Here is a 25400-nt window from a genome sequence, read left to right as displayed (position 1 = left end):
GTCTAGCGGCTTCGAAGAAAAGCGGGAAGTGAGTTAACGCGTTAACGCCGCGAATGCGCTGCGACGTCGGCTTCGATGGCCTGCGCCAGCGCGAGCGCGATCTGGGCGCGATGCTCAGGCGAGCGGAGTAGCAGCTCATCATCGGCATTGCTGATGTAGCCGGCCTCGAAAAGAACGGCCGGCGATCCGGCGCGGCGGAGCACGTGGAATGCCGCGAAGCGATGCGGATTGGAGCGAAGCTCGAACCGGCCGGTCGATTTGCTGACAAAGCGCGCCGCGAGATCCGCCGAAGCGCTCATCTGCGCGCGCATCGCTAGGTCGGAGAGGATTGAGCCTACCGATCCATCGGAACCGCGAATATCGACCCCGGCGTTCTCGAGCGCGGCGAAGCGCGCCGCGTCCGGATCGGAGGCCACGTCGGAGAGCGAGTAGACGCTCGCCCCGCGAGCCAGCGGGTTGGGCGCACTGTCCATGTGCAGGGAGATGAACATCGCCGCGTTGAGGCGCCGGGCCACCGCCGCCCGATCCTCCAGCGTCAGATAGCGATCATCGTCGCGAGTCATTGCGACACGGACGCGCCCGCGTTTGACCAGGTCATCGCGAAGCTCGCGGGCCAGTGCCAGGGTCAGGTCCTTCTCGGACGCTTCGCCGGACACGCTCCGGGCACCGGGATCGCGGCCCCCGTGACCAGCATCGATCACCACAATGGGCCGTCCCCGGGCCTGCGGAGCGCCGTAAATCCGATCGGTTGCGGCGGGCGGCAGGTTGACCGTCAGGCTCGACTGGGAAGCGGCTCCGCTCCCGCTGGCGAAGGCAAGCAGCGCAGCGCCGATCGCCGCGGCAACAACGACCGCGCCGGCAACCGTTCCGCGCCTTTCCAGCATCGCCCTCATTCGATCACGCCAAGTCATTGAACGAAAAGGCTTGTATCACGGCAATATGGTTAACGGGAAGTTTAGGCGCGCAGTGCGGACGCAGCGTGGGCGCGCTCGGCAACCTCGTCCAGGCTGTCGCCAGCGCGATAAAGCCATGTCCCGCCGACGCAGAGTACTGACGGCAGCGCGAGCCATTCCGCCGCATTGTCGGGCCGAACACCGCCGGTTGGGCAGAAGCGCACGTTGAAGAATGGGGCCGACAACGCCTTTAGGGCGGGAATCCCGCCCGACGCCTCGGCCGGAAAGAATTTGAACCGGTCGAGACCAAGATCGAGGCCGCGCATGATGTCGGCGGCGGTCGCGACGCCGGGCAGGTACGCAATGCCCGTGTCACGCGCCGCCAGCGCAAGCGGATTGGTCAGGCCGGGCGAAACGATGAACTGCGATCCCGCGTCGATCGACTGGGCAAGCTGCGCTTCGTTCAGGACCGTTCCTGCCCCGACGACTGCGCCAGGGACTTGCGACATCTGCCGGATCGCATCGAGAGCCGCTGGCGTGCGCAGCGTGACCTCCAGCACCGGAAGACCCGCATCCACGAACACCTCGGCAAGCTTCGTCCAGTCTTCCTCACCGTCGAGCACGAGAACGGGAATCACCGGCGCGGCGCGCATGACATCGTCGATGGTCATCCGTGCTCCTTCGCGAAGGCGGCAGCGGCGCCGTACAGACCCGGCTGCGGATGGGTGATGAGCTTCACCGGCATCTCGTCCATTCGGCGCTCGAACCGGCCCTTGGCGATGAAGCGGTCGCGAAAGCCTGAACGCGGAAGATAATCGGCGATGCGCAGGCCAACACCGCCGGCGATCACGACCGCCGAGGCCCCTTGCGCAAGCGCCATGTCACCCGCGACGGCGCCTAGGGTCAGGCACAAACGGTCGAGCGCGGCGGTGGCGAGGCTGTCGCTCGCTTCGAGCGCCGCCGGCCACAATTCCTTGTCGTTGTGGAATTTGAGGTCGCGCCCCTCGATCGCGCCGAGCGCCTCGTACAGGTTCCACAAGCCCTGCCCCGACGCCACGCGCTCGATCGAGACCCGGCGAAAATGGCGGCGGAGCTGGGTCAGGATCTTGTCCTCTAAGCTGTCGAGCGGCGCGAAATCGACATGCCCGCCCTCAGTCTCGATCACTTCATAATGGTCGGCCTTCTTGAGCAGTGCCGCTACTCCCAGACCAGTGCCAGGCCCGACAATGCTGATCACGCCCTCGTCGGGCAGGGGACGCTTGGGCCCGCAAAGGTGCTGAAAGTCCTCATCGGGCAAGGTCGCAACGGCATAAGCCACCGCCCCGAAATCGTTGACGATCGTGTAGCGGTCGACCCCCAGCCGCTCCTTGATCAGCGCCGGCCTGATTACCCACGGGTTGTTGGTCAGCTTCAGCATTTCGCCGCCTACGGGGCCGGCAAAGGCGATCGCGAGGTCGGTTGGCGCGACCTGCTTGCGACGGCCGAACTCCTCCCAGGCCGTCTGGAAACTCGCATATTCGGCGGTCTTCAAGGTCTCTGGCTCGTCGAGCGAGACGACTCTTCCGCCGTCTATGCCGGCAAGCGCGAAGCGCGCGTGCGTTCCGCCGATATCCGCGACTGCGACCTGCCTCACGCTTGCTCCGCTTCCATGGCGTCGAGCATCGCGGAGGCGCCCTCCTCCGCGTGGCCTGCTTGCATTCGCATTAGCGCGAACAGCTCGCGGCCGGTGCCTGATGGCGGCGGCGGCGAATTGGCCGGCGGACGCGTTGCGAGATCGACACCGACCGCTTCCAAGGTCCCCGACCGCGCATCGAGCCTGATCATGTCACCGTCGCGAACTCTGGCGAGCGGCCCGTCCGGAAGCGCTTCAGGCGAGACATGGATGGCCGCGGGCACCTTCCCGCTCGCTCCGGACATGCGACCGTCGGTGACCAGCGCGACCTTATGCCCGCGATCCTGGAGAACGCCCAAGGTTGGGGTCAGCTTATGCAGCTCGGGCATGCCGTTGGCGCGTGGTCCCTGGAACCGCACGATGACCACAACATCCTTGTCGAGCTCGCCGGCCTTGAAGGCTTCGAGGACCTCATTTTGCTCGGAGAAGCAGCGCGCCGGCGCCTCGATCAGCCACCGCTCTTCGTCCACCGCGCTGGTCTTGAAGACGGCGCGGCCGATATTGCCCTGAACGAGGCGCATTCCGCCGTCGGGCAGGAACGGATCGCTTGCCGGGCGGAGCATATCGACGTCGGCGCTTTCCTCGGCCGGCTTCCAGATGAGTTCCTCGCCATGAAGCTCCGGATTGCCGATCCACGCCTCCATGGAATCGGCGCCGGCAGTCAGCGTGTCGCTGTGGATCAAGCCCTCATGCGCCAATGTGTAAGTCACGAACGCCATGCCGCCTGCGTCCTGGAAGTCGTTCACGTCCTTTGACCCGTTGGGATAAACGCGCGCGATCAGCGGCACCGCAGACGACAGTTCGGCAAAGTCGGTCCAGTCGATCCGGATGCCGGCCGCGCGAGCGATGGCCGGCAAATGGATGAAGTGATTGGTCGAGCCACCAGTCGCGACCAGCCCTGCCATCGCGTTCACGATCGCTTTTTCATCGACCACGTGTGCGAGCGGTCTCTCATTCGCCTTTGCGAGCGCGGCCAGCCGATGGACCGCCGCGCGGGTCAGCGCCTGCCGAAGCGGCGTGCCCGGATTGATGAAGGCCGCATTGGGAATGTGAAGCCCCATCAGTTCCATCATCATCTGGTTCGAGTTGGCAGTGCCGTAGAATGTGCAGGTGCCGGGTGCGTGATAGGACCGGCTCTCGGCCTTCAGCAGCTCGTCCTTGCCGACCTTGCCTTCAGCGTAAAGCTGGCGGACGCGCTGCTTCTCCTTGTTCGGGAGTCCCGACGGCATCGGCCCGCCGGGCACGAGCAGCATCGGCAAATGGCCGAAGCGCAGCGCACCGATCAACAGCCCCGGTACGATTTTGTCGCAAATACCGAGCAGGGCCGCCGCGTCGAACATGCCGTGGCTGAGCGCCACCGTCGTGCTCATCGCGATCACGTCGCGGCTGAACAGGGACAGGTCCATTCCGGGCTGGCCCTGGGTCACCCCGTCGCACATCGCTGGGACGCCGCCCGCGACCTGTGCGGTCGCGCCCACTTCGCGGGCGAAGATCTTCATCTGCTCCGGGTAGCGCCCGTAGGGCTGATGTGCGGACAGCATGTCGTTGTAGGCGGTGACGATGCCGATATTCGGCCCACGCAGGTGGCTGATCGCCTCCTTGTCTTCACCGGCAGCCGCGAAGCCATGCGCGAAATTGCCGCAGCTCAGGCGTGGGCGATTGATCCCCCGCTCCTTTTCTTCGGCCATCAGCTCCAGGTAGCGCCGTCGGGTCGGCTTTGACCGCTCGATGATGCGGTCCGTGACAGTTGCGATGGTCGAGTGCAGCGCCATCAGTTCACTCGTGCCAGCTGATGCCGTCGCGCTCGGTCAGCGCGATCGATGCCGAGGGTCCCCAGGTCCCGGCCGAATAAGGCCTCGGCGTCAGACCTTTCTCCGCCCAGGCGTTGCGGATGCGATCGATCCAAGTCCATTGCGCCTCGACCTCATCGCGACGGACGAACAAGGTCGGATCGCCTTCGATCAGGTCGAGCAGCAGCCGCTCGTAAGCGATGCGCCGGCGATACTCGCTGAAGGCATTGGCCAGACCGATATCGAGCGGAATCTCGCGCAGCCGTACGCCCTGGCGGTCGAGCCCCGGCGTTTTGGACATCAGGTGAAGGCTGACCGTCTCTTCGGGCTGCACGCCGATGATGAGCTTGTTGGGCTTGGTGGTCGCTCCGCGCGACGCGAAGATCGAGTAGGGCACGTCACGAAACTGGATGAAGATCTCGGTGTCGCGCTGCGGCATCCGCTTGCCGGTGCGAAGGTAGAAAGGGACGCCCTTCCACCGCCAATTGTCGATGTGGGCTTTTAGGGCGACGAATGTCTCGGTCTGGCTGTCGCGGCCGATTTCCTCATCATAGCCGGGCACGGGCTCACCATCGATCGCTCCGCGAGCATATTGCCCCGTCACCGTGAGGGCTTCGACCTCGGAAGCAGTGATCGGGCGAAGCGCGCGCAGCACTTTGACCTTTTCGTCTCGCACCGCGGCGGCGTTGAAATCGCTCGGCGGCTCCATTGCGACCAGCGCCAGAAGCTGGAGCATGTGGTTCTGGACCATGTCACGCAGCGCGCCGGATTGGTCGTAATAATCGCCGCGGCCCTCAAGTCCGATCGTCTCCGCCACGGTAATCTGGACATGATCGATGTGCGCGCTGTTCCACAACGGCTCGAACATCACGTTGGCGAACCTCAGTGCCAGCAGGTTCTGGACCGTCTCCTTGCCGAGATAATGGTCGATCCGGAATGTCCGGTCCTCGGGGAACGCCGACGCCACCGCGTCATTGATCTCACGGCTCGATTCGAGGTCGCTGCCTAGCGGCTTTTCGAGCGCCATGCGCACGGTCGGACAAGCGAGCCCAGCCAGCGCCAGCCCATCAATCGTCGGCTTGAACAGCGATGGAGCAGTCGACAGGAAGATCGCAACGCCGTGGCATGGATCGCCGATCGCCTGCGCGAGCAGCTCGAAGCCAGCCGGATCGTTGATGTCGAGCGGCACATAATGAAGCCGGCTGAGGAAGCGGTCGGCCACTCCGGCTTGGTAGAACCCTGCCGGCAGATGCTCCTGGAGCGCAGCGTCCGCGCGCTCGCGAAACGCCTGGTCGTCGAGCTCGGTTCGGGCCGTACCGACGATCCGCAGATCGTCGGGAAGGAGCCCGTCGGAATCGAGGCCGTAGAGCGACGGTAACAGCATCCGTCGGGCGAGGTCACCCGTCGCCCCGAACATCAGAAGGGTGGATGCCTTTTCGATCATCGCGCCTGCTATAAAGAGCGCGCCGCCGGCGCAAAGGTGGAATGCTGGCTCACGCTAAATGCCGGTAGCCGCAAAGGTGCGGCCATCGGGATCAAGATCGCGCAGGTCGCGCCCGCGAGTTTCCTTCCCGAACCAGCTTACGAGCAGGAGCGCGGCGATGGTCGGCACCATGATGACCAGTGCAACGAGTGCGAGCGGTGGCACGAGCGCGAGAATGGCCAGGAATTGCGCGACCATCCCGCCCGCCTTGGTGCAGGCAGCGACCGTGCCCGTTGTCCGGCCCCGAATGCGCAGGGGGAAGCTCTCGGCGGCATAGGGCAGCAGCATCGCGATCAACGCATTGGTGCCGACAATCAGAAGCGCGACCGGAAGAACCGGACTACCCGTCCCCGCGAACTCGATCCACAAGACGCCGCCAAGACCCAGCAAGCTCACGACAAGCGAGCCGACCACCGACCATTTCGTGCTCCAACCGCTGTACAAATAGGCCACTACGAAAACTGTGGGGAAAGCGATGAGAGCGGATTCCGCGAGCAACCTGCTCGACAATTCCATGCTGTAGCCCCGCGCCACCATGTCCGCCGGAAGCCATAGCAACAGGCCGAAATTGATCAGGCCGTAACAGATTGCCGCGAGGCTCAGTGCGAACAGCTTGCCAAAAAAGGCGCGGCCGGTCAGCGCCGTCGAGGCCCCACTGGCAAGCGCCGCGGCTTCGGCGGGCTTCGTTTGCCGAGCCTTCGAACCGAACCGCTCCATCACCTTGCGCGCTTCCTCGCGGCGTCCGCGCGCGAGCAGAAACTTAGCAGATTCGGGGATGAAGGCGCCGAGCAACACCAGCGACAGACCGGTCGGTAGGTTAAGAAGCCACAGGATGCGCCAGCCGAACATGGGCTGGAGCAGGGCGGAAAAGCCGCTCGCGGCGAAATAGCCCCCGACCGCACCCAATCCTCCAACGAGAACCAGCGCCCAGCCCCGGTGCTTGCTAGGCATCATCTCGGCGAGCAGCGCATAAGTAACGGGGAGCATGCCGCCCGCGGCTGCGCCCATCATGAAGCACATGCCGATGTTCCAGGCCAGCGACGGCATTGCCCCGCAGATGGATGTGCCGACAAACATCACCGCGGAGAGCAGAATCGAGGCCTTGCGGCCGTAAATGTCGGCAAGCACGCCCCAGAGGATTGATCCGACCACAGTTCCGCTCAGGGCGAAGAAGGGCACCAGCGACGCCGTCGCTTTCGGCACGCCATATTCACTGACCATGCCCGGAATGGTGAAGCCGAGGCTGGCGGGTTTCATGATGTCGATTATCAGGGCGATGACGAGCACCGCCATCAGGGTCCAGTGCGCGGACGATAGTGGCGCATCCTCGGGCGGCGTGACGACGAGGTCCTGGCTCACCGCGAGCTGCCGCGAGATGTTCCTCGGCAGCAGCCCGTAGGCCGCCACCGCTACCCCGAGCACGATCGCGGCCATGCCCAGTATCATGTCGTTGCCCATGGGCATGCCGTAGAGCTGGAAATGTGTCATCCGCCCCATCCAGAACATTGGCAGGTGAAGCAGGACGCCCGCGGTGACGGCGATTACGCCGATGATGAAGGCCCACAGCCCGCGGCGATCGGAGAACGTGCTCGCGCTCAGCATTAGGCTGCGTTCCACTGATGCATTGTGAACATTCTCATCGACGCCACATAGCATCGGTGCAGCGACTGTCACGCAAGCTCCAATTTATCGCGGCGAGCGGGGATTATTTCGCACGCAGCAACGGTTGCGGCGCAGACTCGGCGGTGCTAACCGCCAATGCGATCTTCGGCACCAGCCGAAGAAACCGGCCCGACCCAGTGCGAGGTTCGCGGCCATCCACGAGGTTGACGCTCGAATGATGCCACAGAACGCCCTTTGTCCGCCCTTGAAAGAGGCGGCGGGCGCGTTTTCCGCGAATAACTGCGGAATGGCGCATCGAGCAGAGGCACAATTGTCACATCAAGCCATTGCCGACGGTCATTTCGCCGCGGGCAAGGCCCCAATGCTCGCGCGCCACGGTCCCGAAGGGCCGGCCCGGCGCGCCCGGAGAATATTCAATGTCCATGCGCATGCTGATCGACGCGCGCCATCCCGAGGAGACCCGGGTTGCCGTCGCCAAGGGAAACCGGATCGAGGAATTTGACTTCGAATCCGCTGAGCACAAGCAGCTCAAAGGGAATATCTATCTAGCCAAGGTTACCAGGGTCGAACCGTCGCTTCAGGCGGCGTTCGTCGATTACGGCGGCAATCGCCACGGCTTCCTCGCCTTCAGCGAAATCCACCCCGATTATTACCAGATCCCCAAGGCTGACCGCGAAGCCCTGCTTCGCGAAGAGGCCGAGCACGCGGCCGAAGAAGAGCGGCTGCGTTCGGCCGAATTCGAAGCCGAGGACGACGACCACGGCGACGGTGAAGCTCGTGAGGAAGGCGATGAGGTCGCCGAAGCCACCGCGACTGAGGCCGGCACCGGGTCCAACCGTTCGCCGGTCGATGAATCGGCCGCCGACGAGCTTCGCCGCAAGCGCCAGAATTTGCGCCGCCGCTACAAAATCCAGGACGTCATCCAACGCCGCCAGGTGTTGCTGGTTCAGGTCGTCAAGGAAGAGCGCGGCAACAAGGGCGCGGCGCTCACGACTTATTTGAGCCTCGCCGGCCGCTATTGCGTGCTGATGCCGAACACCAGCCATGGCGGCGGTATTTCGCGCAAGATCTCGAACGGGGCTGATCGCAAGCGCCTGAAATCGATCATGAGCGACCTCAATCTGCCCAAGACCATGGGGCTGATCGTGCGCACCGCGGGCCTGTCCCGCACCAAGGTCGAGATCAAGCGCGATTTCGATTATCTCGCCCGCCTGTGGGACGAAATCCGCGAGCGAACGCTCGGCAGCACCGCGCCTGCTCTGATCTATCGCGACAGCGACCTCATCAAACGCGCGATCCGCGACCTTTATCACCGCGATATCGACGAGGTGATGGTCGAAGGCGAAGAGGGCTATAAGGCCGCTCGCGGCTTCATGAAGCTGCTGATGCCGAGCCATGTCCGGCGGGTCACCCAGCACACCGACACCACACCTCTGTTCCAGCGCTACGGCGTCGAGGACCAGTTATCCGCGATGTACCAGCCGATCGTTCAGCTGAAGTCCGGCGGCTATCTCGTCATCAACCCGACCGAAGCTCTGGTTTCCATCGACATCAACTCGGGCCGTTCGACGCGCGAGCATAATATCGAGCAAACCGCGTTCAGCACCAACATCGAAGCAGCCGCCGAAATCGCCCGCCAGCTTCGCCTGCGCGACATGGCCGGCCTCATCGTCATCGACTTCATCGACATGGAACAGAACAGCCATGTCCGCAAAGTCGAGAAGGCGATGAAGGAGGCGCTGAAGAGCGACCGCGCCCGCATCCAGGTCGGCCGCATCTCGAGCTTCGGCCTGATGGAAATGAGCCGCCAGCGCCTGCGCACCGGCGTCCTCGAAGCGTCGACCAAGCCCTGCCCCCACTGCGAAGGCACCGGCCTCATGCGCACGGCTGCTTCCGCGGGACTCAGCGCCCTCCGGATCATCGAGGATGAAGCGACCCGCGGCCGCGGCGACCGCATCACGCTCCGTGCCGGCCGCGAAGCAGCCGTCTATGTGCTCAACAAGAAGCGGGCCGAACTCGCGGATATCGAGCACCGCTACGGGGTGTCGATCGAGGTTGTGATCGACGAGACATTCGAGGGCGCGCGGATGACCGTGGACAGCTCCGGAACACGGCCGACGCCGGCACCTCGGACGCAGGCACCGGCCATCGTCGACGACGCTGACGAGGATATCGCTGACGAGGATATCGCTGACGACGAGGACGAGGACGTCGTTGAGATAAGCCTGGAAGGCGAGGACGAAGAAGCAGCAGAAGAGCGTCATCATGACGGCGACCGCCAGGGTCGCCGGCGCCGGCGCCGCCGTCGTGGCGGGCGCGGCCGGGGTCGCCGCGAAGGAGTAGAAGGCGACGCTTCGCATGATGAACAGCCCGCCGCTGACACCGAGCAAACTGAACCTGCGGAAGCTGAAGCCGAGGCAGAGGAGCCCGCTCAGGACAAGGGCCGGCGCCGGCGTCGCGGGCGCAAGCCTGCCGCAGCGGTGACCGAAGAGCCTGCGGTCGAGCCGGATAGCTCACCGATGGTCGAAACGCCGACGGATGGGGAACCGCCGATCGCCGAGACCAAGCCTGCGGAGGAGGCCAAGCCCAAGCGTCGCCGTTCGAAGAAGGCGGACGCCGAAGCAGATGTCGCGGCGCCAGAACCGGTCGCAGCCGAAACTCCGCCTGCCGAAACGGCCGAGGACGCGGCTGCGCCCGCTAAAGCGCCGCGCAAGCGGGCCAGCAAAGCGAAGGCCAAGCCCGCCGCTAAGGCGGATGAGCCTACCGCTCCGCCGGCCGCCAACAACGACACCGCGGCCGAATCGGAAGAGGAAGGCCCACGGCGCAGCGGCTGGTGGCAGCGCACCTTCGGTTAAATCGCACGCCCGAAAGGCATCGGGCCCGCTTTTTAATCGCTCATTCAGCGGTCAAGATGGTAAGCGACCGGCGATGAATTCGCCGGTCGCCCGTTTCGCGCGCCTGTTAATGCTGGCGCTGATGCTCGTGACCACGGCCTTGCAGCCGGCGGCGGCGCAGGACAGCGGCGGCGGGCCCTCGATCCTCCGTGACACCGAAACCGAGCTCCTCTTTAAAGACATCAGCCGGCCGTTGATCGATGCCGCCGGGCTCGATCCCAACAGCGTCAACATCGCGCTGCTGAACGATCCAGAGATCAACGCCTTCGTCGCCACCGGGCAGACGGTCTACGTCCAGACGGGGCTGCTGCTCGCGGCAGATAATGTGAACCAGCTCCAGGGCGTGATCGCGCACGAACTCGGCCACGTCGCAGGCGGCCACTCCATCCGACTTCAGCAGGGCGCAAGCGAAGCCACCGGCATTTCGATTGCGACCATGGTGCTTGGCGCGCTCGCCATCGCCGCAGGCGCCGGCGACGCGGCGATGGGCATCATGATGGCCGGCCAGCAGGTCGCCATGACCAAGTTCCTCGCGTTCACGAGGACGCAGGAGGCCTCCGCCGACCAGGCCGCGGTGAAATATCTTCACGGTGCCGGCATCAGCGGCAAGGGCCTGCTCGACTTCTTCGGCAAGCTGCAAAACCAGGAGTATCGGCTCGCGGTCTATGCCAAGGACAGCTATGACCGGACCCACCCGCTTTCGAACGAGCGCATCCAGGCGCTCGAGCAAAGCTTCAAGGCGGATCCCGCCTACAACAAGCCGATCGACCCGGCGCTCGAGGCCCGGTTTGAGCGGGTCAAGGCGAAGCTCTACGGCTTCGCGAACCCAAGCCAGGCCGTGATCAAATATCCGGAGAGCGACCAGAGCATTCCGGGCCATTATGCGCGCGCTTACGCCTATCACCTTGGCGGATACCCGGAGAAAGCGCAGGCCGAAGCAAATGCGCTCCTCGCGGCCGAACCCCACGATCCCTTCTTCCTTGAGCTGAAGGGCCAAATCCTGCTCGAAGGCGGCAAGCCCAAGGACGCGATTGCGCCGCTTAGAGAGGCGACCCAGCGGTCGGGCGACATGCCCCTGATCGCAGCGATGCTCGGCCACGCCCTGGTGGCCACCGAAGACCCGAAGAATTTCCCCGAAGCCAAGCAGGTTCTGAAGGCCGCCGTTGGCCGCGACAACGAGGATCCGTTCGCCTGGTATCAGCTCGGCGTGATTTACGACCGCGAAGGCGACACCGGCCGGGCTTCGCTCGCAACCGCTGAGCGCAGCAACCTCGAGGGCAATCCCAAGCTTGCCTATGCAAGCGCGCAGATGGCGATGCGCGGCATCCCTCCGGGAACGCCGGACTATCTTCGCGCGCAGGACATCGCCATGGTGTCGCGCGCCGAACTCGCCAAAAAAGACAAAAAATACAGGGACGAGACAAATCAGTGAGCACTAATAACGGGTCGTCGTCCTGGACGGCGGCGTTCGCGGGGGGAATCATCGGATCGGTGCTGACCGTCGGCGTGCTGGCCTATGCGGGCCCGGGCATCGTTAGCAGCCGCATTGTCCGGCAAGGCCTCCTGTCAGACCCGAAAATCCTGTCCGACGCGGTCGATGCATTGCGCGATGCTCAATATGAGCCGGTGCTCGACGCCAACCGGGCGGCGATCGAAACGCCGTTTGGAAGCTCCTGGAAGGGCGCTGCGAAGCCCGAAGTCACCTTGGTCGAGTTCTTCGATTACGCCTGCCCCTATTGCAAGGCGAGCAACCCCTATGTGGATCGCCTGCTGCAGGAGGATAAGGGCCTTCGCGTCGTCTATCGCGAGCTTCCCATCTTGGGGCCGGACAGTGTCGCGGCGGCGCGCCTTTCACTCACGGCATCGAAACTAGGCCGCTTCAGCCAGTTCCACGACAGCTTGTGGGCTGCCGGACGCCCTGCGGCAGATACCAATGCGGCCGCAGCGAGGATTGCCGGGATCGAGGCTGGGCCGAAGAGCGATCCGCAGATCGAGGCCGAGCTCAAGAAGAATTTCCACCTCGCGGAGCAACTCGGCGCGACCGGGACACCGCTGTTCGTCATCGGCGATCGTGTGATGAACGGCGCGGTCGGTTACGATGCCCTGAAGCAAGCGATCGAGGCCGCGCGCAGGAAGGCTAGTTAGCCGCCCTTGAACCCTTGGGCGACGACGTACCACTCGCTCGAATCCTTCCGGCTCGCCGGCGGCTTGGCGTGTTTCACGGTTGAGAAGCTGCGCTTGAGCTCGGCCACCAGCTGATTGTCGGCACCGCCCGCCAGCACCTTGGCGACATAAGCGCCGCCCGGGCGAAGTACCTCCCGCGCGAACTCAAGCCCGGCCTCGACCAGCGCCATGGTGCGCAGATGATCGGTCTGCTGATGCCCAACCGTGTTGGCGGCCATGTCCGACAGCACGAGGTCCGCGGGCCCGCCGAGCGCCTCCTTCAAGCGGTCGGGTGCATCGTCAGCCATGAAATCCATTTGCAGGATCGCGACGCCGTCGATCGGGTCGGTCGGCAGCAAGTCGATACCGACAACCGCCGACTGGGGCAGCTTGCGCCGCACGACCTGGCTCCACCCGCCGGGCGCGATGCCCAGGTCAACGACCGATTTGACGCCCTTGAGAAAGCCGAACCGCTCGTCGAGCTCGGTCAGCTTATAGGCCGCACGACTGCGATAGTTCTCGGCCTTCGCGCGCTTCACATAGGGATCGTTGAGTTGCCGTTCGAGCCAGCGCGTCGACGAGATCTTGCGGCCCTTGGCCGTCTTGACCCGCTTCACAATTGCCAGCCGTCTCGCGCCATCAAGGAACGGAGAATGCCCTCGCGGATGCCCCTGTCGGCGACGCCGAGGTTCTTGGCCGGCCAAATTTCGATGATCGCTTCCAGGATCGCGCAGCCGGCGACGACCAGGTCGGCGCGCTCGCTGCCAATGCAAGGGAGGTTGGACCGCTCTTCGTAGTCCATTCCGGCGATCATGGTGCTGATCTTGGTCATGGCGTCGATGGGAACATGGAGGCCGTCCACCGCGCGACGGTCGTAGGACGGCAAGGCGAGATGCACGCTGGCGAGGGTCGTCACGGTGCCGCTGGTGCCTAGCAATCGGATCCCCTCGCGGTTTTCGGGCAGCATGGTCGCGAAGTTGGCAAACGAACTCCGCGCGCGTTGGCGCATGCGCTTGTACGCCTTGACCCGGTCTTCGCCTTCCAGGGCTTCGCGCCCCTCACTCTCCGTCAGCGATACGACGCCCCAGGGCGCGCTCCACCACGCCCGGATCTTCGGCACGCCATCATCCTGGTCGATCAGCACGAGCTCGGTCGAGCCGCCACCGATATCGAAGATCAATGCCGGCCCGTCACCCGGCTCGAGAAGCTTGTGGCAACCGAGCACGGCAAGGCGGGCTTCTTCCTGCGGCTCGATGATGTCGAGCGCGATCCCGGTCTCATTGCGAACCCGCTCGGCAAACTCTTCGCCGTTGGCTGCGCGCCGGCAGGCTTCGGTCGCTACCGACCGCGATAGCGAAACGTTGCGGCGCCTCAATTTGTCAGCGCAGACGGACAAAGCGCCTACTGCGCGGTCCATTGCGTCCTGCGACAAGGCGCCGGTGCGGGACAGCCCCTCGCCAAGGCGCACAATCCGCGAGAAAGCGTCGATGACCGTGAAGCCGCCCTCGGTAGGGCGCGCGACCAGGAGGCGGCAGTTGTTGGTGCCGAGGTCGATCGCTCCATAGGTGTGGCGGTAGACCTCTCGCCGCGGCGAAGGCCTTGGTTCCGACGGCCCGCCCTGCTCAGCATAATTCTGCTGCAAGGCAGGCGCACTGGCGACTCCTTGCGCCATGACACACGCTCGTTCTGTCCTGCACCGCCGAAATAGACGGCTGACTTGGGTCGGTTTTAATCACAAATTACTGCGTTTAGGCAAGTCCGGAGCCTTAAGCAGCTCGGCGTTGACAGCCCATCAGGCCCTTTCTATCCCGCCGCTTCCCAAGCTGCCCCGTCGTCTAATGGTAAGACTACGGACTCTGACTCCGTCAATCGTGGTTCGAATCCACGCGGGGCATCCATCCTCGGCCAGGCGCATTGTGTCGCCATGAACGAGGCCGCTCACACCGCCACCTTTCCCTTTGCGGTCGACGCTTGCGAGGAAGGCGAAGGCTTTCGCATCCACGTGCGCGAAGCTGGCCAGGCGCGATCCTATTTCATCGAAGCCGGCACCCAGCAGGCGTTTTCGAAGTTCTACAGGCAGTTGTCGGAGGACTTTGGGACGCGGATCCCGCATGTCTTCGCTGAGCAAGCGGAACATCCCGAGCCGTCAATTCGATGGCGGCCGCTGCTTACCGAGAACATCCATCCGAAGATTTTGGTCGGCTACGGCGACCCGGCGGTCCTGAAGGATGGTGATGACTATTGGCTGGTCGCGACGTCCAATGACGCGCCTGACGCCTTTCCTATCCTCCACTCGACTGATTTACTGCATTGGGAACCAAAAGGGTTTGTATTCGCCAATGATTATGAACCTTTTTGGGCTGCAAAAGGCAAGACTGTGGCCGACTTCTGGGCTCCGGAGATGGCCAGGATCGGCGGCGAATATTGGCTGGCCTTCACTGCGCGGCAGAAATCGAACGCGCTCGCAATCGGCCTCGCTCGCAGTAGTTCGCCGCTTGGACCGTGGGAAGACAACGGCCAACCTTTGATCACCGGCAACCCGGTCGACACGACCGGGCTCGGCTTCGACGAAAGCCAACCGCAAATGAGCGGTGGCGTGATCGACAGCCACATCTTCATCGATAAGAACGGCGACAAATATCTGTTCTGGAAGGACGACCGGAATAGCATCTGGCCGCGGCCTTTGGCGATGCTCACGAGACGCCACCCCGACCTGATCGACACTTTGTTCGAGGCCGATACGGACCGGCGCACCGCTGCTTTCGCCGCGGCGATCGTGCCCTGGGCCAATCGCCAGCGGCCAATGGTCCGCTTCTTCCTCATGCACCCGTTCATCGAGGCGGCGTTGGCGAACTGGACGCGCGTGCGGGCAGCGCTTGGCGAATTCGGCCTTGCCGAAGCGATCCTTGAAGCCATGTCGACGCCTGTCCGCGGCCAGCGCCTTGCCGAAGACGGCCGTTCGCTAGTGGGTGACGACCGGATCGTGCTGACCAACGATCTCGACTGGGAAGGCCATTTGATCGAAGGCCCGTTCGTCACGCGCCAGGATGGCCGATACTGGCTGTTCTACGCCGGCAATGACTTTTCGACCCCGTCCTATGGGATCGGAGTTGCGGTCGCCGACCATCCGCTGGGCCCATACAGGAAGCAGGGCGAACCGCTCCTTCGATCGACTCAGGAATGGACCGCACCCGGCCACGCTTCGGTAGCCCCTGGCCTCGATGGCCGGCCCCAACTATTCTTCCATGCCTTCCATCCCGGCACCGGCGGCTACAATGCGTTTCGCGCGCTGCTTACCGTTGGGCTTCAGTTCGATGCCGGTCGAGTCGAGATCAAGGAGCTCGCGGCTTAATTCTCGCGAGTGACCGACCCGCCGCCATCAATCGCGCTGGTGACCCGCGGGTTGCCCGAATAGCGGATGGCGCCGCCGCCATCCACCGCGGCCGTTAGGACCGAACCGGCGCGGACATTGATGCGCCCACCGCCGTCCACCGCTGCTGTAACGTCTCGCACTTCGACGGCGCGCGCATCGATCTTGCCGCCGCCATCGATCGCCACGGCGATGTGCGACTGCGGGCTGAAACCGCCGCTCACATTGATGCCGCCGCCCCCGGAGATCGCCAAGTCAGGCACGCGTGGGCTCTCGATCCGCACCTGAAGACTGTAGTTGCGCGGGCACTGCCGATCGCAAATGTCGATCTGAAGCCTGCCGCCCTCTTTCATGCGGAAGCGCGTGACCTGCGAGCTTCCCTCGACGATGGTCACGCGCTGCGTCTGGCCCGGGACCACCACGACATTGCCACCCCCGCGAAGTTCAACCGATTTAAACGCCGGCACCGCCACATTTTCGGCAGCCCGCAGGTGCGATGAGACCGGCAGGATCAAGGTAGCGACGATGAAAGGCAGTAGAGCACGCATGCGTTCGACTCCTGGAAGTGTCGCTACATATGTAGCGCTACAAATGCAGCGTGTGCAAGTTCTATTTTGACGCGCTAGGATCTGCCCCGTGATCAGCATCGTCGGAAGCTTCGTCAGCCCCTACGTCCGCAAAGTGCTGGCGTGCCTGAACCTCAAAGGCCTCGCTTATGAGGTCGACCCGATCACGCCGTTCTACGGCAACGACGAGTTCGAACGGCTGAGTCCGTTGCGGCGCATTCCACTGCTGGTCGACGGCGATTTCACGATCAGCGATTCGTCGGTCATCTGCGCCTATCTCGATGAAGCCTATCCGGGGCATCCGCTGTTTCCTGCAGATCCGAAGGAGCGGGCCAAAGCGCGCTGGCTTGAGGAATTCGCCGACACGCGCCTCGGCGACGTCTTCATCTGGAACTTCTTCTATCAAAAGGTCGTGCGGCCTTTGGTGTGGAACGAACCGAGCGACGAAGCGCGGATCGAAAAATCATTGAGCGAGGACATCCCTGCGGCGCTCGATTATCTCGAGAGTCAGCTACCGGCAGAGGGGTTCTTGTTCGGCGAGATCGGAGCGGCCGACATCGCGGTCGCGAGCTTTTTCCAGAACGGGGCCTATGCCGGCTTCGAATGCGAGCCAGCGCGCTGGCCGCGCACGTCAGGGTTCGTCAAACGCACACTCGCTCACCCCGCGATCGCATCCCTGCTGAAATATGAAGACGTCCAGCGAAACGCCGAGATCAGGAGTCGCCGCCAGGCACTCCTCGACGCGGGCGCACCACTGTGCAGCGAGACGATGGGCGTGCGCGAGCCGCGCCGCGGAAAGATGCCGCTCTAGCGCGCAGCTAGTGATGCTGTCCCGAGATCCAATGCTCGATCCGCGTCCGCAGCGACGGCTTTGAGGGAATGTAGCCGGGCTCGCCAGCAGCGCCCTCTTCCTGCGGCTCGTACAGCGTCAGATTTTCCGGCATCTTGGGCCGAACGGCCTCGCGGCCCCTGAGGAGGTCCTCCGCCATGGCCAAAGAGCGATGCACGTCCTCCGCGGTGAACGGCTTCATCAGGCATCCGAGCGCCAGGTCCGGCATCGGGAAGGCCGGCGCCTTGCCGCTCACAAACAGGCAGGGCACGCCCATGTCGTTCAATCGCACCGCAACCGAAAATCCGGTCGTCTGCCGGGCAAGGTGAAGGTCGAGCAGGACGAGGTCGGGGTCATGCTCCTCCGCAGCGGCGATCGCGCCCTCGGCATCGGCGGCCATGGCGACAACGCGGTAGCGGGGATTGTCTTCGACGAGATATTTTATCGTGGCGGCGAGCTGGGAATCATCTTCGACGATTAAAATCCTGAGCACGCGCTCACCTCCGACCCCAACGGAAATTCCCCCCGGAAAATCCGTGACTTGGATCGTTGCGCGGATTGGCGCCGGTGCGAATCCCCATTGAACGAGGTTTACGCCAGGATGACTCGGCGCTGCGGCAGGGCGTTGACGTTAAAGAAAAAGGCGCCCGGAGCGGGGATCTCCGAGCGCCTTGGGCAATCGATGCGCGCGAATTAGGCGCGATAGAAAATGTGCTGGCCGATCTTCTGCACCATGCTGAGGCGGCGCCCCCACGACGGCGCCACGTAATCGGCGTGATACCAGAGGACGTCGGTCGAGACGCTCGGCACGACGTTGGCGACGGCGAGGCGGGCAATGCCTTCGGCGCGGGCCCAGGCGGTCGAGTTCATGTCGATCGACGGATAGGAACCGGTGCGCGGATTGACGAACGAGAACTGCCACGGCTGCTTCATCACGCCGCACCAGTCGGTCGGATACTTGCCCGAGGCCGCGCGGTTCATGACGACGCGGGCGACAGCGAGCTGCCCTTCGACGGTTTCACCGCGCGCTTCGAAATAGACGGCGGTCGCGAGGCAGTTGGTTTCCTGGTCGAGCGAAGCACCGGCGCCGTAGCGGTCGGCGAGCGCGTAAAGCGGCCAGCCGTTCTTGTAGAGCCAGGCGGCTTCGGCCGCGACCGATTGCGGAAGCCGCACGGTCACCGACTGCGCCGGCTGCGACTGAAAGACGGTGCCGACGGCGTTGGCGACAGCGGTGGTAGCGGCGACGGCCGGACGAGCCAGGGTCGAGGCGACCGTGCCGAACGGCTTCGCGGCGGCGTCAACGTCGAGCGACTTGACGGCCTGCGCGATGCTCAGCGTCGGCGCAGCCTGCGCCGAGGCGCTGGAGCCGATCGCAAGCATGAATAGTCCCATCACCGCGGACGCGCCGCGGGCCCCGAGAAGCTTAACCAAAATGTGTTGCCCTTATACTGGCGGACAGACCCGCTGGAGGCGCAAAATGCGCGCTTCAATCATTCCAGCGGGGGATGCCCGTCTTGCCCTTGGAGCCCGGCGTCAAAAGCGCTTCTGGCTCACTCGCTCTCACTTGCTGAAAACCAGATATGTTATTGGTTAACCGCGGCCAACCCACTCAGCGGTGAACCGTTTGTGACGCGGGATGGAATCAGGAACTCTTTCAATTTATTCAGTTTTCTGGCGATTTGTTAAGGATTTCGGCTCGGCTCACCGACGCTTTGAGGCAGCCCGTCGGCGGTGTAACGGAAACGCGAAAAAGGGAGCGCGGCGCAAATGGCCAAATGGCTGATGAAATCGGAACCGGAAGCCTATGGCTGGGACGATCTGGTGCGCGACGGCGCCACCGAATGGGACGGCGTCCGCAACCCGACCGCGCGCATCAATTTGAGGGCGATGAAGCCCGGCGACGAGGCGTTCCTCTATCACAGCATGTCCGACAAGGCGGTGGTCGGCATCATGCGCATCATCCGCGAGGCCGAGCCCGATCCCAAGGCGCCGCAATGGGTCCGCGTCCGGGTCGAGCCGGTGAGGAAACTCGAGCGGCCGGTGACCCTCGCCGAGATCAAGGCCGAGCCCAAGCTCGCGAAGATGGAGCTGATCCGCCAGTCGCGGCTGTCGGTCGCGCCCGTCCGCGACGATGAGTGGGCCCTGGTGTTGAAAATGGGGAGCGGCAAATGATCGCGCTGACGCTCCTGCTCGCGGCGAGCTCGCCCAACGAGAGCCCCGCCATAGGACCTCGCGCGTGGATCCAGCATGTCTACGCCGGGTATGCCAACCGCGACTTCAGCCCGTTCGACCATCCCGACCGCTATTTCGCGCCGCCGCTGCTTACGGCGATCAACGAAGACAGCCGGCTCGCGCATGGCGAGGTCGGCTATCTCGACGGCGACCCTCTGTGCGATTGCCAGGATTTCGAACGGATCCGCGCGGAGATCCGCAGCCTCGCCCGCGCAAACCGAAAAGCCACCGCCAGGCTGCGCGTGTCGCTCGGCGTCGATCAACCGCGCAACCTCCGGCTCGAGCTCGTGCAAACCCGCGCCGGCTGGCGGATCGCGGACATCGTGACCCCCGGCCAGGGCAGCCTGCTCCGCGCCCTCGAAGAGTCGAACCGCAAAGAGCGCGCGAGACAGCATCAATGAACCCGCAATCGGTCACCGCGCTGCTGCTCGCCGGGGCGAGCTGGCACCTGACACCCGACGGATGGGGACCGGTGAAGATCGGGATGAGCCGAGACCAGGTGTCGCACGCGCTCCATGCCAAGCTCAGCGGCGAGGCGCTCGACGATCCCGACAGCTGCATCGAAATGGACGCGGCCGGCTATCCCGACGTCTATTTCATGTTCGAGGACAAGAAGCTCGCGCGCGTCTCGCTGGTCGAGCCGAGCAAGGTCACGACGCCGCGCGGGATCGCGGTCGGCGCGAGCGCGGACGCCGTCCGCCGCGCCTATGGCAAGGCGCTCAAGGCCGAGCCCCATTATTACGAAGACCTGCCGTCCGAGTACCTGACCTACTGGACCGTGCCGAAGAAACGCGGCGTGCGGTTCGAGACCAACAGCAAGCGCCAGGTGCAGGTCATCCACGCGGGGACGGCGGCAATCCAGTACGTGGAGGGATGTGCGTAGGCCCGAGCGCCGGCCGGAAGTTTAGGGCACGTCCCTGCCTGAATCGCTTCCGAAGTACACGAAGTACACGCCCGTGCGCGTGCGCGCGAGCAACCCGGCCGGAAGGTTACAAAAGTGACGCCCCTACGCGCGAGGTTTGGCCTGAAGGGCTCGCCCTGCATCGATGAGGATGAGCCACAAAGGAGGGGGTGTAGGAAAGTGTTTCTGGGGTATCGCGGATGTCTGCTTTGGGTGGAAACCAGACATTCATCCAGTGGGCTAGTAACTGCCCCGCGAGTTTGGGTGGAAGGCCTTAGCGGTATTTTCTTGGTGACTCGTAAAATCACACTGGCTGCCTATATAGAAGGCATCGCTCGCACGGGCCCGTAGGCGCGAGCGGCAGAGAGACACTGATGCGCTCCCGCTTACAAAGCCAGGAGCACCATCACATGGATCTCAATCGTCTGCTGCACCGGCACCAGCTTTCCGTAATAAACGTCACCCAATCGCTGTCACGGCGAGACCAACGAGCTCACGAGCAATTCGCTCGCGAGTATGCCGAACAGATCGGTAGCGTGCGTGCGGCGCTCGGCGCCCGGTCCGCGCGCCCGGGATTCGTCACATGAGCGGTGCTGAAGCAGAGGTCGCCAAGGCCAACTCCCGGCGCCCACGCAGCATGCAATTTCGGAAGCGAAGCAATGGTGCGCCTCCCACTCCTGACGAGGCCCGACGGCAGAGCGATGTCCTCCAGTCTACATGGCGCCACTTCGGCGCGACTGGGCCCGTAATTGCCTTCCTGAACACCCGTCATGCTAGCCTTGAAGCTCAGCCGCTCCACCTCGCGATCGCAAGCGACGAAGGGCTTAAGCGCGTCCAGGCACTGTTTGACGTCGAGCGAGAGCAAGACCTTCACGGCGATTTAGGTCGCAAGCATGCGACAGATCGAAGTTGCGGAGCGTTGATATGAGAGAAACGGAAACGTCCCGCACGATGGCGGAGGAGCTTGCGCGGCACGGCATTCAAAGGGTTCCCGCCGAAATTTTTCTCTGGAAGGGTTACCGCTACACCAATGCCGGCGATGCGATTGCAGCCGCCAAACGGGCCGCAAAACGATGAGCCGCGTACTTCTTGTTGCTCTCGACGAGGGGCAAGTTGTGAGCGCTTGCCTGGCGGAGAACGTAGGCATTTCCACAATCGAGCATTTGACGAGCGGCGGCGTTCGGCTCGTCTGCAACTCGATGGACGGGGCAGCCCGCATGGCGCGCAGGTTCAAGCCGCACCTGATAGATGGCGTGGTCACAAGAGAGAGGCGCCGCCCAACGACTCCGCTCTGGTGAGCGGCAAGGCGAGCCAGGACCGTCTTTGGAACGAGGAGCGAGATGCTTAGTGGGCCAAAGTGCAAACCGCGACTCTAGCGCGGACAACGATCGAAGTACGTTGCGGTCCTGGCACGAATGGGAGGTCAGGGATGGCGAACGGCGGATCGTACTTTGCGTAGCAACTCCCTTGGAGTTGCGCCCGGGGTACCCGGGGTTTGATCCTGCGCAGCTCGAGGCGCTTATACGGGACGCGACGGATCTGATGCGCACCAGTGCCAGTCCCATCGATGCCATTCGAATTGTGCCCGAGGGCGCCTAGGCGACCTCATCGCACCATCGTTGCTCGCTTGGAGACAGTATGAACAAGACACAGGCGCTCACCGAGCGCGCTCGGCTTCAAAACTTACTTGATACCTACGAGATTGGCCGGCTCCCTCAGGAAGACGCTATTCTGACAACGGACGGCCGGCGCGACCAAGTGCCGGATCGGGCCGGGAAAGTTCGCGCTAGGATTGCAGGTCTCGACCAACTTATTGCCCAGCTCGAGCGCGAAGAAGGGCGCGGTTGACCGCGCTCCTACCAACGGAGCCTTCCGCTTACCAAGAGGTGGCGCAAGTCGCCGACCGACCTATTTGTTAAGTACCGATAGGTTAGCGATAAACATTAATGCAAAATATAGTGATTGTCTCTTCACTATAAATTGGATTAGTTGAAATATCGTTTCCTTTTGCTTGAAAATAGTGAGCTAGTTTAGTTGCTTCAGTAGCCACAATTTATATTTTACCAATCGTATTGCTTAAGTCGCCATCCCGGCGTATCTCTTTTGTTGCTACCAGCCGGTATCGAAGGTCCTTGGCGCTAAGTCGCTCCTTTTTCCATCTTTGACGTCTCCTAGCCGGCACGCCGTCAATTTCGGCGCGTGCCCATAAAGGAACTCACCATGAAGCTATTTGGCATCATCAAGTCATTCGACTCCGCCAAGGGCTACGGCGAAATCACGCCGGAAAACACGACCGAGGTCGTTCGCTTCGACAAGGGCGCGATTTCGTGGGGAACCACGCCGGTCCCGTCGGTCGGACAGCGTCTCAGCTATGAGCTGGGTGCCAACGATCAGCACCAGGCACGCGCGCTGAACCTGCAGACTGCCTAATCGATCGAGCTGGGCGGGGCCAACGTCCCGCCCGCGTTCTCGATCGCAAGTGGGGCCGACCCCGGGCGGCGGCTGAGCGGCTGCAAAAGCCTTCGCCGTCGCCCGGGTGAGCTCCAAGGAATTCCCATGAAGACCCATTCGGCGCTCATCGCCCTGGCGGCGATTGCCGGCGCGTCCGCACCAGCCGCGGCGCAGCCCGCCGCCGCTCCGCAACCGCTCCCCGCCCCCTTCATCGCGCCGCCGCCGATCCGCGAGATCGTCGATCAACAGCTCGGCACCCGCTACGGCGCCAGCGACAAGGAGGCCGTCGCCCGCTGCGTCACCGCCGCGCTTGCCCAGGGCGCGATCCTGTACGGCGTCAACGGCTATGCCGGCACCGACGGCTATGCGGCCTATGCCGGCGCCTATCGCCCGGGAGCGGCCGGCGTGCCCGGCTTTCCCGGCATCGCCACTTCCATGCGGGTCAGCGCCATCACCGACGTCCAGCGCCGGTCCGACGGGATGCGCGTCAAGGGGCTGATCGATAGCGGAGTCGATTATCAGGGCGGCTACAGCAGCAAGGCCTATCAGGGCGCAGGCAGCGGCGGCCAGCCCTACGCCACGCGCAATCCCAGCAACAACGACCTCGCGTTCCGCTGCAACCTCGATACCGCCGGCCTGGTCAGCAGCCTGCACGTCGAGCGCCACACCACGACCTACCGCCGTTACTAAGGGGCGGACCGCGGCGAGAGTCGCGAACAGTCGCGGGGCGAATGTCTGCAATGGGTCGAAAGCGGACAATAGCTCGGTGGCGACGACTGCCGATGTATCCAGACTGGTTTACCGCACGTATTCGCTTTGAAAGCAGAGCGGAGACACATCATGCGTTTAGCCGTTGGAATCCTCGGCGCCGTCGTACTCGCGTCGAACCCAGCCCTGGCAAACGACGCTTCGCATCCGACCGTGGTCGAGCTCTACCAGAGCCAGGGCTGCTCTTCCTGCCCGTCGGCGATCGCCAACATCAATGCGATCGCTAATCGACCGGACGTGCTCGCGCTGACCTTCGCTGTGACCTACTGGGACGACCTTGGCTGGAAGGACACGTTCGCGCGGCCCGAGTTCACCGAGCGCCAATATGCCTTCTCGCGCGCCAATGGGCACCAAGGCGTCGCGACGCCACAGACGATCATCAACGGCAAGGTTTTCACCAATGGCGGCGATGCAAAAGCGCTGACCGCGGCAATCCGTGCCGCGGATCGCGGCACCAGCGGACCGACGATCCGGGTCGAGGGAAACAAGCTCATCATCGGGCAGGCCAGCGGCAAGCAAGCCGCAACCGTCTGGCTCGTCCGCTACAATCCCAAGCTGGTGAATGTCCCGATCCGCGCCGGCGAAAACGAAGGCCGCACCATCGCGCACCGCAATGTCGTCCGCTCGCTTTCCGCGCTTGGAACCTGGAACGGGCAAGCACTCGCCTTGGCCCTACCGCCGGCCAAGCCGGGCCTCAGCTCGGCAATCCTGGTCCAGTCCGGAGCTGCCGGGCCGATCATCGCCGCGGCGCGGGTCTGAGGGGGGATTAAGCCGCTTCCAGCTTCCTGCTTTGACGCTTGCGCTCATGCGGATCGAGGTACCGCTTGCGGATGCGGATGGCCTTGGGCGTGACCTCGACCAGCTCGTCGTCCTGGATGTAGGCGATCGCCTGTTCGAGGCTCACTCGCTTGGGCGGGGTCAGGCGGATGCCTTCGTCCTTTGGGCCGCTGACCCGCAACCTAACCCCATCCTCGGCCGTTATAGATTTGCTACCAGTCGCTATCGACGGTCTTGGGCGCTAAGCCGCACCTTATTCCCATCTTTGACGCCTCCTAGCGTGGCAGGACGCCAATTCTGGTTCCTGCCAAACAAGGAACACACCATGAAATATTTTGGAACCGTCAGCTCTTTCGACACGGGTAAGGGCCATGGCGAAATCAAGCCGGAAACCGGCGGCGATATGCTCGGCTTTGAACGCAGCGCCTTCGCCTGGACCGGCGACACCATTCCCACGGTCGGCCAGCGTCTTTCCTACGACGTTGGCACGAACGAGCAGCGTCAGCCCTGCGCGCTGAACCTTCAGACCATCTAATCGATCAGGCGGAGACCGCTGACCTCCGCCTGCTACTGTAACGCGTACGGGCCGGTGGGCGGGAATCTTCGGATTGCCGCCCGACGGTCTCTCTGGCCATCCGGGAGATTTCGCAAATGTCTGCTCGCATCCCACCGCCATTCAAACCCCCAAAGCATTTCACGCCGTTCCGCTCCGCTGCGGAAGAGCTCGCGATGAAGTCCAGCGAGGACGCGTGGACCAATGAGGGCGGACAACTGGGCTCCTCGTCGTCGGGGCTAGTAGTGAGCACGCCGGGCGGCGACCTGCCTTACAAGGCGATCCTAAGGCACAAGGGCGGGAACGACAGCGAACATCCCTTTTCGACCATCCGCGAGGCCGAGGCGTTCATCCGGCGCAACACGCCCGTGCCGCCCGCCCGCCGCACTCTCTACGAGCGGGACGCGAGCCCGCTAAGAAGTGACGGCGACTGAC

The 25400-nt window shown here is 63.7% G+C and carries 24 protein-coding genes, 1 tRNA gene and 1 pseudogene; 14 read left to right on the top strand and 12 right to left on the bottom strand.

Going from position 1 to position 25400, the window contains the following annotated elements:
* Positions 1 to 41: 41 nt before the first annotated feature.
* The 6 genes from AC4K8G_RS11385 to AC4K8G_RS11360 all read right to left on the bottom strand — a co-directional run bounded on the left by AC4K8G_RS11385 (position 42) and on the right by AC4K8G_RS11360 (position 7512).
* Entirely contained in the window at positions 42 to 893 is an 852-nt protein-coding gene (locus AC4K8G_RS11385) for an N-acetylmuramoyl-L-alanine amidase family protein (protein ID WP_491734260.1), read from the bottom strand.
* Between the two features lie 62 nt (positions 894 to 955).
* A complete protein-coding gene (eda, locus tag AC4K8G_RS11380) occupies positions 956 to 1564 on the bottom strand; it encodes a bifunctional 4-hydroxy-2-oxoglutarate aldolase/2-dehydro-3-deoxy-phosphogluconate aldolase (protein WP_491734259.1) in 609 nt (202 codons plus the stop codon).
* Positions 1561 to 2526 (bottom strand): glucokinase, encoded by a 966-nt coding sequence (glk, locus tag AC4K8G_RS11375; RefSeq protein WP_491734258.1) that lies wholly within the window; start codon positions 2524 to 2526, stop codon positions 1561 to 1563. Before glk ends, eda begins: the two co-directional genes overlap by 4 nt.
* Entirely contained in the window at positions 2523 to 4337 is a 1815-nt protein-coding gene (edd, locus tag AC4K8G_RS11370) for a phosphogluconate dehydratase (protein ID WP_491734257.1), read from the bottom strand. The genes glk and edd overlap by 4 nt, the downstream gene beginning before the upstream one ends.
* Positions 4338 to 4341: 4 nt before the next feature.
* A complete protein-coding gene (gene zwf / locus AC4K8G_RS11365; RefSeq protein WP_491734256.1) occupies positions 4342 to 5799 on the bottom strand; it encodes a glucose-6-phosphate dehydrogenase in 1458 nt (485 codons plus the stop codon).
* A 54-nt stretch (positions 5800 to 5853) separates the two neighbouring features.
* Positions 5854 to 7512: an MFS transporter gene (locus tag AC4K8G_RS11360; RefSeq protein WP_491734255.1), complete on the bottom strand. Its 1659-nt coding sequence runs from the start codon at positions 7510 to 7512 to the stop codon at positions 5854 to 5856.
* A 365-nt stretch (positions 7513 to 7877) separates the two neighbouring features.
* Here AC4K8G_RS11360 and AC4K8G_RS11355 point away from each other — a divergent pair, with 365 nt between their 5' ends.
* The 3 genes from AC4K8G_RS11355 (at position 7878) to AC4K8G_RS11345 (ending at position 12500) form a co-directional block, all read left to right on the top strand.
* Positions 7878 to 10316: an Rne/Rng family ribonuclease gene (locus AC4K8G_RS11355; RefSeq protein WP_491734254.1), complete on the top strand. Its 2439-nt coding sequence runs from the start codon at positions 7878 to 7880 to the stop codon at positions 10314 to 10316.
* A gap of 73 nt (positions 10317 to 10389) precedes the next feature.
* The gene (locus AC4K8G_RS11350; RefSeq protein WP_491734253.1) at positions 10390 to 11787 is read left to right on the top strand and encodes a M48 family metalloprotease; all 1398 of its coding nucleotides are present in this window, start codon (positions 10390 to 10392) and stop codon (positions 11785 to 11787) included.
* Positions 11784 to 12500, top strand: coding sequence for a DsbA family protein (locus AC4K8G_RS11345; RefSeq protein WP_491734252.1), 717 nt, complete (start codon positions 11784 to 11786; stop codon positions 12498 to 12500). Before AC4K8G_RS11350 ends, AC4K8G_RS11345 begins: the two co-directional genes overlap by 4 nt.
* Here AC4K8G_RS11345 and AC4K8G_RS11340 read toward each other — a convergent pair.
* Positions 12497 to 13144 carry an RlmE family RNA methyltransferase gene (locus AC4K8G_RS11340; RefSeq protein WP_491734457.1) on the bottom strand — a complete coding sequence of 216 codons (648 nt, stop codon included), beginning with the start codon at positions 13142 to 13144 and terminating at the stop codon, positions 12497 to 12499. The two genes, AC4K8G_RS11345 and AC4K8G_RS11340, sit on opposite strands and share 4 nt — an antisense overlap.
* Positions 13132 to 14190: a Ppx/GppA phosphatase family protein gene (locus AC4K8G_RS11335; protein WP_491734251.1), complete on the bottom strand. Its 1059-nt coding sequence runs from the start codon at positions 14188 to 14190 to the stop codon at positions 13132 to 13134. Before AC4K8G_RS11335 ends, AC4K8G_RS11340 begins: the two co-directional genes overlap by 13 nt.
* A gap of 152 nt (positions 14191 to 14342) precedes the next feature.
* Here AC4K8G_RS11335 and AC4K8G_RS11330 point away from each other — a divergent pair.
* Both AC4K8G_RS11330 and AC4K8G_RS11325 read left to right on the top strand, forming a co-directional pair.
* A tRNA-Gln gene (locus tag AC4K8G_RS11330) sits at positions 14343 to 14416 on the top strand.
* 26 nt (positions 14417 to 14442) lie between these two features.
* Positions 14443 to 15870 carry a glycoside hydrolase family 43 protein gene (locus AC4K8G_RS11325; RefSeq protein WP_491734250.1) on the top strand — a complete coding sequence of 476 codons (1428 nt, stop codon included), beginning with the start codon at positions 14443 to 14445 and terminating at the stop codon, positions 15868 to 15870.
* Here the strand turns inward: AC4K8G_RS11325 and AC4K8G_RS11320 are convergent.
* Entirely contained in the window at positions 15867 to 16436 is a 570-nt protein-coding gene (locus AC4K8G_RS11320) for a GIN domain-containing protein (RefSeq protein WP_491734249.1), read from the bottom strand. The two genes, AC4K8G_RS11325 and AC4K8G_RS11320, sit on opposite strands and share 4 nt — an antisense overlap.
* 88 nt (positions 16437 to 16524) lie before the next feature.
* On the opposite strand from AC4K8G_RS11320, the gene AC4K8G_RS11315 reads away from it, so the two are divergent.
* Complete coding sequence (locus tag AC4K8G_RS11315; protein WP_491734248.1) at positions 16525 to 17265, top strand: glutathione S-transferase family protein; 741 nt, start codon at positions 16525 to 16527, stop codon at positions 17263 to 17265.
* A gap of 7 nt (positions 17266 to 17272) precedes the next feature.
* Here the strand turns inward: AC4K8G_RS11315 and AC4K8G_RS11310 are convergent, their stop codons facing one another.
* On the bottom strand, positions 17273 to 17776 hold the full coding sequence (locus AC4K8G_RS11310) for a response regulator (protein WP_491734247.1): 504 nt from the start codon (positions 17774 to 17776) through the stop codon (positions 17273 to 17275).
* Positions 17777 to 17976: 200 nt separating this feature from the next.
* Entirely contained in the window at positions 17977 to 18714 is a 738-nt protein-coding gene (locus AC4K8G_RS11305) for a cell wall hydrolase (RefSeq protein ID WP_491734246.1), read from the bottom strand.
* A 336-nt stretch (positions 18715 to 19050) separates the two neighbouring features.
* Here AC4K8G_RS11305 and AC4K8G_RS11300 point away from each other — a divergent pair, with 336 nt between their 5' ends.
* The 6 genes from AC4K8G_RS11300 to AC4K8G_RS11275 all read left to right on the top strand — a co-directional run bounded on the left by AC4K8G_RS11300 (position 19051) and on the right by AC4K8G_RS11275 (position 24394).
* Entirely contained in the window at positions 19051 to 19455 is a 405-nt protein-coding gene (locus tag AC4K8G_RS11300) for an EVE domain-containing protein (RefSeq protein ID WP_491734245.1), read from the top strand.
* Positions 19452 to 19916, top strand: a complete 465-nt coding sequence (locus tag AC4K8G_RS11295; RefSeq protein ID WP_491734244.1) for a DUF3828 domain-containing protein — start codon at positions 19452 to 19454, stop codon at positions 19914 to 19916. Before AC4K8G_RS11300 ends, AC4K8G_RS11295 begins: the two co-directional genes overlap by 4 nt.
* A complete protein-coding gene (locus tag AC4K8G_RS11290; protein ID WP_491734243.1) occupies positions 19913 to 20398 on the top strand; it encodes a hypothetical protein in 486 nt (161 codons plus the stop codon). Before AC4K8G_RS11295 ends, AC4K8G_RS11290 begins: the two co-directional genes overlap by 4 nt.
* A 2238-nt stretch (positions 20399 to 22636) precedes the next feature.
* Positions 22637 to 22846: a cold-shock protein gene (locus AC4K8G_RS11285; protein ID WP_491734242.1), complete on the top strand. Its 210-nt coding sequence runs from the start codon at positions 22637 to 22639 to the stop codon at positions 22844 to 22846.
* 126 nt (positions 22847 to 22972) lie between these two features.
* Positions 22973 to 23557, top strand: a complete 585-nt coding sequence (locus AC4K8G_RS11280) for a hypothetical protein (protein ID WP_491734241.1) — start codon at positions 22973 to 22975, stop codon at positions 23555 to 23557.
* A 150-nt stretch (positions 23558 to 23707) separates the two neighbouring features.
* The gene (locus AC4K8G_RS11275; protein WP_491734240.1) at positions 23708 to 24394 is read left to right on the top strand and encodes a DUF1223 domain-containing protein; all 687 of its coding nucleotides are present in this window, start codon (positions 23708 to 23710) and stop codon (positions 24392 to 24394) included.
* Positions 24395 to 24401: 7 nt separating this feature from the next.
* Here AC4K8G_RS11275 and AC4K8G_RS11270 read toward each other — a convergent pair.
* A pseudogene (locus AC4K8G_RS11270) lies at positions 24402 to 24590 on the bottom strand (translational GTPase TypA); the annotation flags it as partial.
* A gap of 147 nt (positions 24591 to 24737) precedes the next feature.
* On the opposite strand from AC4K8G_RS11270, the gene AC4K8G_RS11265 reads away from it, so the two are divergent.
* Positions 24738 to 24947, top strand: coding sequence for a S1 domain-containing protein (locus AC4K8G_RS11265; protein WP_491734239.1), 210 nt, complete (start codon positions 24738 to 24740; stop codon positions 24945 to 24947).
* Between the two features lie 116 nt (positions 24948 to 25063).
* A complete protein-coding gene (locus tag AC4K8G_RS11260; RefSeq protein WP_491734238.1) occupies positions 25064 to 25399 on the top strand; it encodes a hypothetical protein in 336 nt (111 codons plus the stop codon).
* Position 25400 lies beyond the last annotated feature (1 nt).

The sequence above is a fragment of the Sphingomonas sp. SP3 genome (genome assembly GCF_058514305.1).
Note: the sequence above shows the minus strand (reverse complement) of the source record. Positions and strands in the feature narration are given on the sequence as shown.